The sequence below is a fragment of the Pseudomonas sp. P5_B2 genome (assembly GCF_056400445.1).
Genome location: NZ_JBFULH010000114.1, coordinates 1 through 11,595, shown reverse-complemented (window position 1 = coordinate 11,595; position 11,595 = coordinate 1). Strand labels below are relative to the sequence as shown.

Sequence of the window (11,595 nt, the reverse complement as noted above, 5' to 3'; positions counted from 1 at the left end):
AGCAAGCCTTCCGTGCCGGTCTCGAAGAGCGTGGTGCGAATTTCGGCATGATCTTCGAATTGACCGCGCCGAACTACCGGCCAAAAGTGGTGATCATGGTTTCCAAGGCCGATCACTGCCTCAACGATTTGCTTTACCGCCAGCGCATTGGCCAGTTGTCGATGGACGTGGCCGCAGTGGTTTCCAATCACCCGGATCTAAAGCCGCTGGCCGACTGGCACCAGATTCCGTATTACCACTTCCCGCTCGACCCGAACGACAAGCCGTCGCAGGAGCGTCAGGTGTGGCAGGTGATTGAAGAGTCCGGGGCCGAACTGGTGATCCTTGCGCGTTATATGCAAGTCCTGTCGCCCGAGCTATGCCGCAAACTCGACGGCAAGGCGATCAATATCCATCACTCCCTGTTGCCCGGTTTCAAGGGTGCCAAGCCGTATCACCAGGCCTACAACAAGGGCGTGAAACTGGTCGGCGCCACGGCGCATTACATCAACAACGACCTGGACGAAGGGCCGATCATCGCCCAGGGCGTGGAGGCGGTGGACCACAGTCATTACCCGGAAGATCTGATCGCCAAGGGGCGGGATATCGAAGGGCTGACCCTGGCCCGGGCGGTTGGTTATCACATTGAAAGGCGAGTGTTTTTGAACGCGAACAGAACCGTCGTTCTTTAGATCGCTTTCGCGAGCAAGCCCGCTCCCACATTTGATCGTGGGCGTAAACAGAATTTGTGAACGGCACAAATCCAATGTGGGAGCGGGCTTGCTCGCGAAGAGGCCCTGACAGACAACACAAGACACACAGGCAATAACCCGAGCAATCAACGCGCCGCCGTTCCATGGCGACGCGACCGCTACATAAAAACAACAGCGAGGTGAAAGCATGTCTGGCAATCGTGGTGTGGTGTATCTCGGCAATGGCAAAGTCGAAATACAGAAAATCGACTATCCAAAAATGCAGGACCCGCGCGGCAGGAAGATTAACCACGCTGTCATCCTGCGTGTGGTTTCCACCAATATCTGTGGTTCCGACCAGCACATGGTGCGCGGCCGTACCACCGCTCAGACCGGTCTGGTGCTGGGCCACGAAATTACTGGCGAAGTCATCGAGAAGGGCAGCGACGTCGAAAACCTGCAAATCGGCGATCTGGTGTCCGTACCGTTCAACGTCGCTTGCGGGCGCTGCCGTTCCTGCAAAGAGATGCACACCGGTGTCTGCCTCAGCGTTAACCCGGCGCGTCCGGGTGGTGCTTACGGTTATGTCGACATGGGCGACTGGACCGGCGGCCAGGCCGAATACGCGATGGTGCCGTACGCCGACTTTAACCTGCTGAAACTGCCTGATCGCGATCGTGCGATGGAAAAAATCCGCGACCTGACCTGCCTCTCCGACATCCTGCCCACCGGTTACCACGGCGCAGTGACCGCTGGCGTTGGCCCAGGCAGCACCGTATACATCGCCGGTGCCGGCCCGGTCGGCCTCGCCGCAGCTGCTTCCGCTCGCCTGTTGGGTGCGGCAGTGGTGATCATCGGTGACGTCAACACCGTGCGCCTGGCGCACGCCAAGGCGCAGGGTTTCGAAATCGCCGACCTGTCCCTGGACACCCCGCTGCACGAACAAATCGCTGCGTTGCTGGGCGAACCGGAAGTGGATTGCGCCGTCGACGCCGTAGGCTTCGAAGCACGCGGTCATGGCCATGACGGCGTGAAACACGAGGCTCCTGCCACCGTGCTCAACTCACTGATGGGCGTGGTTCGTGTGGCCGGCAAAATCGGTATCCCTGGCCTGTACGTGACTGAAGACCCGGGTGCTGTGGACGCCGCCGCGAAAATGGGCAGCCTGAGCATCCGTTTCGGTCTGGGCTGGGCCAAATCCCACAGCTTCCACACTGGCCAGACACCGGTGATGAAGTACAACCGCCAATTGATGCAGGCGATCATGTGGGACCGCATTCATATTGCCGACATTGTTGGCGTGGAAGTCATCAGCCTGGATGACGCGCCGCGCGGTTATGGCGAGTTTGATGCGGGCGTGCCGAAGAAGTTTGTGATTGATCCGCACAAACTGTTCAGCGCGGCGTAACTCTTCAAGCAACGCAAAAAACGGCGACTTTCGGGTCGCCGTTTTTATTGGGAGTTATGATCGTTCCCACCCTCTGCGTGGGATTGCAGCTATGGACGCTCTGCGTCCCACCGCGTGACACGGAGCGCCACAGGAGGCGTTACCACGCAGCGCGTGGAAACGATCTGGTAAATGTGATCATCCAGTTCAACGACGCCCGCACGCGCAGCGTCCAGATTTCACGTTTTATAAACGCGAATACGGTAAATATGGAGGTGTCGCTTCGGAACAAGGCAGTAGATACCGGGTCAAACCGTCAGTTTTCCCGTCCGCTCACGGGCGGTTTTCATGGCGCAAGAGGATGTCTGAATGAAGATTTCACGCGGTTTTGTACTGGTTTCGCTGATGAGTCTGGCGGCCAGTCCGGTCTTTGCTCAGTTCAGCCTGAACGATGCGGCCAATGCCATTTCCGGCATGAAGGGCGATAACGCAGCCGCCGCGGCCGCGCCGACCCCGCAGACGGCCGATCTGCTGAGTGCGCTGACCGAATTGAACGTGACGCCAGAACAAGCCGTTGGCGGCGCCGGGGCGATGCTCGGGTTGGCCAAGAATCAATTGAGTTCGACCGATTACTCCGAGTTGGCCAAAAGCGTACCAGGCATCGACATTTTGTCGGGCGGTGGTGAGCTGGGTGCCCTCGCGGGCTTACTCGGTTCGTCCGGCAAAGCCGCCGGTCTGGACAACGCCCTGGGCAACGTGAAGAACACCAACGACCTGAACGATGCGTTCAGCGCATTGGGGATGGACGGCGGAATGATCGGCCAGTTTGCCCCGGTGCTGCTGCAATATCTCGGTCAGCAAGGCGTTGGCGGTTCTTTGCTGGAAAGCCTGGGCGGGATCTGGGGCGCCGGCACCGGCATTTGATTCAACGGCGCTCGGCGCGCAAAGCGTCGATGCGCGGGTTTTTTACACGATCGCTCCCACGCTCYRGAGCGTGGGAGCGATCTACTCGACAACGGTCTAAAATCCCGCTGCCCACTCCTTATGGATGCCCATTACGTGAAATCGATCTTTGCACTGCTTTCCCTGGTGGCCCTGCCGGTTCTGGCTGCCGAGCCGACGCTGTACGGGCGTTATGAATACATCGCGCTGCCGGAAATCGGCGGTGAAGTGCTCAAGGCCAAGATGGACACCGGTGCCCTGACCGCGTCGCTGTCGGCCAAAGACATCGAGACCTTCACCCGCGACGGTGAAGAGTGGGTGCGTTTCCGCCTCGCCACCAAGGACGCCAGCAACAAGCTCTACGAACACAAAGTCGCGCGGATCAGCAAGATCAAGACCCGCTCCGAAGAAGACGAGGAAGACGCCGAGGTGATCGCACCTACCAAGCGCCCGGTGGTGGATCTGGAGCTGTGCCTGGGTAACGTCAAGCGCACTGTCGAGGTCAACCTGACCGACCGCAGCAGCTTCAATTATCCGCTGCTGATCGGTGCCAAGGCCTTGCGTGAGTTCGGTGCGGCGGTGAACCCGGCGCGACGGTTTACCGCCGAAAAACCCGACTGCTGAATTCAAGCGGTTTCCAGCGAAGATCTAAACCTTGGGCATCGTCGCCAACATCGAAGGCCGCTGACTGACTTCGAAATACCACGTCGCCAATTGCGGATTCGCCTCGCGCCACTCCAGATCCGGATGGCGCAAATCGATGTAACCCAGCGCACAGGCAACGCTGATCGCTGCGACATCGAAATGGCTGGTCAGCTCGGCAATCGCATCTTTTTCCAGCAACGCCAACCCACGGCGAATCTTGTCGCGCTGGGCGTCGAGCCATTCGTCCCAATGCTTCTGCGGATCACGCAGGACCATTTCATAACGAACCATCACCGAGGCGTCCATGATCCCGTCGGCAAGGGAGGCCAGGGTCAGGCGCCGCCAGCGCGCCGAACCTTCGCGCGGGATCAGCGGGTTACCGACGTGCTGGTGATCGAGGTAGTCGAGGATCACCCGGCTGTCATGAATGACGGTGCCGTCGGCCAGGCGCAAGGCGGGGATTTTGCCCAGCGGGTTGTCTTCGTTGAGTGACTGATCGGGGCTGACCGGCGTGAGCACACAGTCTTGCAGCGCCACGCGGCCGGTCTGACCGGTCTCATGCAGAAGCACCATGACTTTACGAACGAAGGGCGATAGAGCGTTGTGGTACAGGGTCATGCTGGGAGCGGACATGGCGACATCTCGGTCGGTGGCAGTGTCGGGCAGCATAGCGCGTTGATGCGGGAGCTCAAGCTGACAAGTTCACCCAAACCCTGTGGGAGCGAGCCGGCTCCGGGTGGCGTTCCGACGATGAGGTCATCACATCCAACAACCTCTTTGAATGTTTTACCGTCATCGCCGGCAAGCCGGTCTCACTCCTACATAGATCAGCGGCGTTGCAGGAGGCCGCGCAGGGCAAAGAAGGCGGGAACGCCCAGGCCAAGCCAGCTCAAGGCGTCCCACACGCCATCACCCAGCAGCGCCGCGAATAACCCGGCGGCGCTGAGCAAGGCGATAACCGTGGGCGTGCCAAAGACCTTCCAGAAGTTCGATTGCCTTGGCTTCATGCTTGAGCCTCGGCATGTTCGAGCACAGGTTTTGCCGCTTTGCGCCGCACCACCCACAGGTAAACCCCGCTGCCGAGCACGATGATGGTCAGCACATCGAGGGTCGCCCACAGGATTCTCATCGGCATGCCGCCGTAATCACCGAAGTGCAGGGGTTGCGACATRCCCATGACGTCCATGTACCACGGTCGTTCCGCCACGGCGGTGACTTGCAGAGTGCTGGCGTCGATCAGCACCGGTGTCAGCAGGTGCGAAGTCAGGTGGGTGTTGCCTTTCATGAACACCGCATAATGGTGCTCGCTGGAAAACCGCGTACCGGGGAAGGCGATGAAGTCCGGCGTCATGTCCGGCGCAACTTCCTTGGCGATGTCAAACAGACGGGTCGCTGGCGCGCGTTGCGTCAGGGGCGGCACGTCGCGGTACGGTGCGACCATCGCGTTCAAGCTTTCATAGCGCCAGGCGGCAATCAGCAGGTCGGCGCAGGCGCTGATAACGCCTGTCACACCCACCACCAGCGCCCAGGTCAGGGTGACCACACCGATCAGGTTGTGCAGATCAAGCCAGCGCAGGCGGGTGGATTTGTCCTGGCGTACGGTGGCGAACTTCAAGCGGCGCATGAACGGCAAATACAGCACCGCTCCGGAAATGATGGCGACCACAAACAACAGCCCCATGAACGCCAGGAACAACTTGCCCGGCAGGCCGGCAAACATGTCCACATGCAGGCGCAGCATGACCATCATGAAACCGCCGTTGGCCGAGGGCATTTCCAGGGCTTCGCCAGTGCGGGCGTCGAGCATGAAAGTGTGAGACGCGTTCGGCTCGGCACCCGCGGTAGCGGCCATGATTGCAAAGGCGCCGTTGGGCTCATCTTCATCAAAACCGAAATACTGCATGACCTCACCGGGACGATGCTTTTCAGCCGCCAGCACCAACTGCTGCAAATCGAGCAATGGCGTGTCCGCCGGCATTTGTTTCAATTCGGGGGCATCGCCCAGCAGGTGATCGATCTCGTGGTGGAAGATTAACGGCAGTCCGGTCAATGCCAGCATCAGCAAAAAAACCGTGCAAATCAGGCTGGTCCAGGTGTGGACGAAGGACCAGCGGCGAATTGTTTTACTTTTCATTTCCAGGCCTTCAGAAAGTCCAAAGCCGTCCTGAAGAGGACGGCCTGGTGTTGGGGTATGTCAGGTCAGACGATTACCACTTGTAGCTTGCACTGGCGACGACGCTGCGCTGGTCGCCGTAATAGCAGTAAAAACTGTCACAAGTGGAGATGTAATCCTTGTCGAACACGTTGGTGGCGTTCAAGGCCAGGGACGCGCCTTTCAGGCTGTTGTCCAGACGGCCGAGGTCGTAGTGAACGGCCGCATCGAATACGGTGTAGGCATCCGCCTTGCCCAGTTCGGTGTTGGCCTGATCGCCGTAGGTATTGCCGGTGTAGCGAGCACCGGCACCCACGCCAAAGCCGTCCAGCACGCCGTTGTGCCAGGTGTAATCCGCCCACAGCGACGCCTGTTGATTAGGCATCAGTTGCAGGCGATTGCCCTTGAACTCGCCATCTTGCACTTCGGATTTGGCCAGGGTGTACGCCGCGATGAGCTTGAGGTTTTCGTTGACGTCGGAAACCGCCTCCAGCTCCAGGCCTTTGACTTTGACTTCGCCGGTCTGGCTGGTGATCGACGTGCCGCCAACGTTGGTGGTGACCGATACGTTTTTCTGGGTCAGGTCGTAGATTGCGGCGGTCAGCAGGGTGTCGCTGCCGGGTGGTTGGTACTTGATGCCCAGTTCCCACTGATTGCCTTCGGTGGGTTTGAACGATTCGGTGGCCGAGGCCGATGCACCGGTGGTGGGCTGGAAGGACTCGGTGTACGAAAGGTACGGCACAAAACCCGAGTCAAACACATAGCTGATCGCCGCGTTGCCGCTGAAGTTCTTGTCACGTTGGGTGTTGGTAGCATCGTCTTTGTTGAAGAACTTGGTGCCGGTGTGCACCCAGTCCTCACGTCCGCCGAGTGTCACGAGCCAATGGTCGAGGACCATCTGATCCTGTGCGTAAAGGCCGGTCTGGTAGGTCTTCTGGTCGTAATCGTAGAACGCGGTGGAACGGTCCGGACGCTCGATCGGCAAACCGTAGATCGGGTTGTTGACGTTGGTCGGCGGTGCGGTGCCGAAGATGGAGAGGTAGTTGGTATTGCTGCGCTGGTGGTCGAGACCCAGCAGCACGGTGTGACGCACGTCGCCCGTCGCGAAGTCGGCCTGGAAGTTGTTATCCACGGCGAACTGGCTGATGTCTTCATCGGTGCTGGTGGTGGTGCGGCCAACGTTGCCAGCGTCATCAACCTGGGTGAACGGATAGGCGCCGACGGTGATGGCCTGGAATGACAGGTCCGATTTGGTGTAACGCAGGTTCTGCTTGAACTGCCAGACGTCGTTCAGGCGATGTTCGAACGCATAGCCCAGCGCGTAGTAGGTGCGGTCGTAGTATTCCCAGTCCGGATCGCCAAGGTTCTTGTGATGTGAAATATCACCAAACGGCATGTCGATTTTGGTGCCTTGCACCGGCAGGAACTGGCTGGTGATGCCGGTGTCGTCGCGGGTGAATTGCGTCAGCAAGGTGAACTGGGTATCCGGGTCGATATTCCAGGTCAGGCTGGGTGCGATGTTGTAGCGCTTGTTGTCGACGTGGTCGATCTGCGTGCCGCTGTCGCGCACCACGCCGCTCAGGCTGTAAAGAAACTGGCCTTCGTCATCAATCTTGCCGGTGTTGGCGAAGTTGATCTGACGATAATTGTCGCTGCCGTATTGCACATCGATCTCGTTGCTTTCTATAGCCGTTGGACGGCGGCTGACCATGTCCAGCAGGCCGCCCGGCGGGGTCTGGCCGTAAACCGAGGAGGCAGGGCCGCGCAGCACGGACAGGCGATCGAGGTTCCAGGTTTCCTGTTTCGGGTTGGCGTACACGCCTTTAGGCAGTGGCAGGCCGTCGAGGAACTGGGTCGGTTCAAAACCGCGAACGCGCAGCCAGTCGGCGCGGGTGTCGCTGCCGTAGCTGCTGGCGGTGACACCGGGCATGTAGCGCACGGCGTCATCGAGGTTCTGCACATTGCGATCATCCATTTGGTCGCGGGTAACGACCGAAATCGAGCGCGGTACGTCGACTATCGCTGTATCAGTCTTGGTGCCAGCGGCGGTGCGAGTGGCCAGGTAACCTTCTACCGGGCCCCAGGCGGTTTCGGTATTGTCCACGCCGATAACGGCGGTTTCCGGCAGGGCCAGTGTGCCCTCGGGAATGGCGACCAGGCTGTAGGTGCCGGCGCTGCTTTGTTCCAGTTGCAGACCCGTGCCACGCAAGGCTTCACGCAGGGCACCGGGGGCGTCGAACTGGCCTTTCACCGGCGCCGAGGACTTGCCTGCGGCCAGTGATGGGTTCAACGACAGCGCCAGACCGGCCTGGCTCGCAATCTGGTTCAGGGTGCTGGCCAACGGTGCGGCCGGCAGGTTGTAGGCGCGAACGCTGGAAGCTTGTTCCGCGGCGATCAGTTGGCTACTGGCCAAAGGAGTACAAAAAGCAATGGCGACAGCCAGCAAGCTGGGGCGCAACAAGGTGTAGAGCGAACGGGGCATGTAGCGGCTCCTGAATGGAAATATTTCTCAATTGCTTAGGTGCCGTACGAAATTCAAAAAGTGATAGGGCTGGATGAAAATAATTTAGATTCAGTAATTGGACGCTGATCGTTCCCACGCTCTGCGTGGGAATGCCTCAATGGACGCTCTGCGTCTGCTTCGGCATGTGACGCGGAGCGTCACGGGCTGCATTCCCACGCGGGAGCGTGGGGCACGATCACTTCCAGGCGTCAGGGTTAGGGGTCAGCTTTCGCCACCGTCACCCACCACGGCGTGTACTGTTCAATCTGCACCGGCAGGGTTGGCAGCAGGGTGCTCAGGGCCTTGTCGGTGTCGTGCAGCGGAAAACTGCCGGTAATGCGCAGGTCGGCAATCTCCGGTGCTACGCCCAAATGACCATTCCGATAACGCGCGAGCTCCTGCACCAAATCTTCCAGGCGAGCGTTGTCGACCACCAGCATGCCGCGGGTCCAGGCATCGGCGCCGAGGTTGGCGGCGACAACCGGCCCCAGGCCTTTGCTGCGCATCAGCACTTGCTGACCTTCGTGCAGAATCTGTTCCTCAGAGCTCGATCGCGGATGCGCCGCCACTGCGGATTTCAACACGCTCAGGCGCGTGCCTTGTTCCTCGCGCTTGACCAGGAAGAGCGTCCCTAGCGCTTGCAGACTGCCTTCGCGGGTTTCGACGATAAACGGCCGGGCATCGCCGTGACCGGTCTCGACGAGGATTTCGCCTTCTTGAAGGATGATCCGCCGCTGCTTCTCATCAAAACGGATGTCCACAGCGCTGTAGGTATTGAGGTTGATCGTTGTGCCGTCTGCCAGGTGCAGGGTGCGCTGCTCACCGGTGGCGGTGCGCTGGTCGGCCAGCCAGTAGTCGAGAGGCAGATAGCGCTCACCGGCAAACAGGGCCAGCCCGATCACCGCGACAACGCTGGCCACGCCGCTGCCCAGTTTGCGCACGCGGCGGCGAATGCTTTCACGCGATTGCAGCAACGCCGTACGGGCCGGGCCGTTGGCGACGCTGAAGCGCTGTTCGAGCATGCCCAACTGGCGCCAGGCTCGGGCATGTTCCTCGTGGGCCGCGTGCCATTGACTGAACGCTTCGCGCTCCACCGGGTTGCCAGAGTCCAGGGACAATTGCCAGGCAATCGCCGCATCCAGCACCTTGGCCGATACCGGCTTGGAACTGACCGGGCTCATACCGGTTCCCCGTACAATGCGATGTAGCACTGGCGAATCCCCTGGGCCAGGTATTGCCGAACACGCGGCACCGAGACGCCCAGTCGCTGGGCGATTTCGGCATGGCCCAGGCCGTCGAGGCGGTTATAAAGAAACGCGGCCCGGGCCTTGCTCGACAGCTGCCCCAGAAGGCGGTCGATGGCTTTGAGGTCTTCAAGGATCATCTGCTGTTCCTCAACCGAGGGTTGTTCACCTTCGGGGATCAGCATCAGCTCGGCGAGGTACGCCTGTTCCAGCGCTGCGCGGCGGAAATAATCGAACAGCAGGCCTTTGGCAATCGCCACCAGAAACGCCCGCGGTTCGCGAGGCTCTTTCAGTTCATCCCGGCCGAGCAACCGCACAAAAGTGTCCTGACTCAGGTCTTCTGCACGTTGCGGACACGCCACGTTGCGTCGCAACCAAGCCAATAACCAGCCGCGATGGTCGCGATATAACGCACCAACGAGCTCACTGTTCGGGCTTTGGATTGACGACACGCAGCATCACCGATTGGGAAGTGTTAACTAACGAGAATTGTTCGCGATTGTGGCAGAGGCGGGGGCGGTAAGCAATTGGCGCTGGTCGGGTGAATGGGGGCGGTGTGCATTCAGTCCGACCGTGTAATCGTTCATCGCGGGCAAGCCACGCTCCCACAGGGCTACTCGGTCACCTGTGGGGGCGGGCTTGCTCCGGGCGGCGTTCCGACGAAGGGGCCAGAACAGTCACTGCATATTTAGAAGGAAGGGGCTTGCTTGCGGCGTTTCCACTGACTCAGCCGCTGTTGCAGGTTCAGCGGGCTATGAATCTGCTGCTGCCGCGCCCGGCTGAACAGGATCAATGCCAATTCGGCCGTCGCCAACGCGTCGGCACTGGCGTTATGGCGCTCGAACACTTCCAGTTTGAACCAGTCGATCCACTCATCCAGCCCGGCATCTCGAATGTGAGCCTGTGGACAAAGCAGCGGGGCAATGTCTGCCACATCCAGAAACGGATGAGCCAACTTGTAGCCCAAGTGGTCTTTCAATGCCCGGCCAAGCATGTGCTGATCGAAGGGGGCATGAAACGCCAGTACCGGGCTGTCACCAACGAACTCCATGAATTCGAGCAAGGCTTGCGCCGGGTCGCTGCCGGCCGCAATGGCGCTTGGGCCCAACCCATGAATCAGCACGCTGGGTGCCAGCTTCATGTCGGCGCATTGCAGCGTGCGTTCGAACTGCTGGCTGAAGTCGATGGCGCCGTCCTCGATCACCACGGCACCGATGGACAACACCMGGTCCTTGTTCAGGTTCAGCCCGGTGGTTTCCAGGTCAAGCACCACCCAACGCTGTTCGCGCAGGCTGCATTCACCCAGCTCGGTTACCGCCGGCAAGCTCTGCAACCGTTGTTGCAAATCGCCGGACAGGAGCGGCGTGGCCGGGCGTAGCCATGAAAACAGACTCATAACTGATACCGCAAAGTCAGGCTGCTTTGCAGGCGTTGCGCCTGGCGCAGGGATTCACGCAGGATCCGTCGGTCCAGATGATTCAGGCTGTCCGGATCAACCCGGTTGGAATAGGGCAAGTTCTCTCGAGTCTGCAGCTGATGCTGCTGCATGCGGGTTTGCTGAATGAAGTGGTACGCCTCTTCATAGGCCGCCCCGTCCAGCGGCTGGATGATTTCTTTGGCGACCAGTTGGCGAAAACGCTCCAGGGTATTGTTGGTCTCGATGCCGTGAGCCAGTGCCAGCAACCGTGCGCCGTCGACGAATGGCGTCAACCCCTGAACCTTCAAGTCCAGCGTGGCTTTTTCACCATTCTTGCGCGCCAGTACAAACTCACGGAAACGCCCCACAGGCGGACGATTGCGCAAGGCGTTCTCGGCCAGCATCCGCTGGAACAGCCGGTTATCGCCAACCTGATCGAGGATCCCGCGGCGCAATTGCTCGCACCCTTGCTCGTCACCCCAGACCACGCGCAAGTCGAAATAGATGCTCGAACCCAGCAGGTTCTCCGGCGTCGCCTCGCGGATAAACGCGGCAAAGCGTCGTGCCCATTCGGCACGCGACAAGCACAGCTCCGGGTTGCCCGCCATGATGTTGCCCTTGCACAGCTTGAAGC

At 60.0% G+C, this 11,595-nt stretch carries 12 protein-coding genes; 4 read left to right on the top strand and 8 right to left on the bottom strand.

Annotation, left to right across the window (positions count from 1 at the left end):
* The 4 genes from AC1DRJ_RS12170 to rloA2 all read left to right on the top strand — a co-directional run.
* Positions 1–671 (top strand): formyltetrahydrofolate deformylase (locus tag AC1DRJ_RS12170; protein ID WP_477802364.1); only part of this gene is annotated, 671 nt, incomplete at its 5' end.
* Between the two features lie 208 nt (positions 672–879).
* The gene (gene fdhA, locus AC1DRJ_RS12165; RefSeq protein ID WP_007947729.1) at positions 880–2,079 is read left to right on the top strand and encodes a formaldehyde dehydrogenase, glutathione-independent; all 1,200 of its coding nucleotides are present in this window, start codon (positions 880–882) and stop codon (positions 2,077–2,079) included.
* A 348-nt stretch (positions 2,080–2,427) separates the two neighbouring features.
* Positions 2,428–2,982, top strand: coding sequence for a DUF2780 domain-containing protein (locus AC1DRJ_RS12160; protein WP_477802363.1), 555 nt, complete (start codon positions 2,428–2,430; stop codon positions 2,980–2,982).
* Positions 2,983–3,117: 135 nt separating this feature from the next.
* Complete coding sequence (gene rloA2, locus AC1DRJ_RS12155) at positions 3,118–3,624, top strand: retropepsin-like aspartic peptidase RloA2 (protein WP_477802362.1); 507 nt, start codon at positions 3,118–3,120, stop codon at positions 3,622–3,624.
* Positions 3,625–3,648: 24 nt separating this feature from the next.
* Here rloA2 and AC1DRJ_RS12150 read toward each other — a convergent pair whose 3' ends face one another.
* The 8 genes from AC1DRJ_RS12150 to AC1DRJ_RS12115 all read right to left on the bottom strand — a co-directional run.
* Positions 3,649–4,278: a glutathione S-transferase gene (locus tag AC1DRJ_RS12150; RefSeq protein ID WP_477802361.1), complete on the bottom strand. Its 630-nt coding sequence runs from the start codon at positions 4,276–4,278 to the stop codon at positions 3,649–3,651.
* 194 nt (positions 4,279–4,472) lie between these two features.
* Entirely contained in the window at positions 4,473–4,652 is a 180-nt protein-coding gene (locus AC1DRJ_RS12145) for a hypothetical protein (protein ID WP_007947719.1), read from the bottom strand.
* The gene (locus AC1DRJ_RS12140) at positions 4,649–5,779 is read right to left on the bottom strand and encodes a PepSY-associated TM helix domain-containing protein (RefSeq protein ID WP_477802360.1); all 1,131 of its coding nucleotides are present in this window, start codon (positions 5,777–5,779) and stop codon (positions 4,649–4,651) included. Before AC1DRJ_RS12140 ends, AC1DRJ_RS12145 begins: the two co-directional genes overlap by 4 nt.
* Before the next feature lie 73 nt (positions 5,780–5,852).
* Complete coding sequence (locus tag AC1DRJ_RS12135; RefSeq protein WP_477802359.1) at positions 5,853–8,279, bottom strand: TonB-dependent siderophore receptor; 2,427 nt, start codon at positions 8,277–8,279, stop codon at positions 5,853–5,855.
* A gap of 236 nt (positions 8,280–8,515) precedes the next feature.
* Positions 8,516–9,481, bottom strand: coding sequence for a FecR domain-containing protein (locus AC1DRJ_RS12130; protein WP_477802358.1), 966 nt, complete (start codon positions 9,479–9,481; stop codon positions 8,516–8,518).
* A complete protein-coding gene (locus AC1DRJ_RS12125; RefSeq protein WP_477802357.1) occupies positions 9,478–9,996 on the bottom strand; it encodes an RNA polymerase sigma factor in 519 nt (172 codons plus the stop codon). Before AC1DRJ_RS12125 ends, AC1DRJ_RS12130 begins: the two co-directional genes overlap by 4 nt.
* 236 nt (positions 9,997–10,232) lie before the next feature.
* Positions 10,233–10,940: a 3'-5' exonuclease gene (locus tag AC1DRJ_RS12120; protein ID WP_477802356.1), complete on the bottom strand. Its 708-nt coding sequence runs from the start codon at positions 10,938–10,940 to the stop codon at positions 10,233–10,235.
* Positions 10,937–11,595 (bottom strand): putative nucleotidyltransferase substrate binding domain-containing protein (locus AC1DRJ_RS12115; protein WP_477802355.1); only part of this gene is annotated, 659 nt, incomplete at its 5' end. The genes AC1DRJ_RS12115 and AC1DRJ_RS12120, both read right to left, overlap by 4 nt.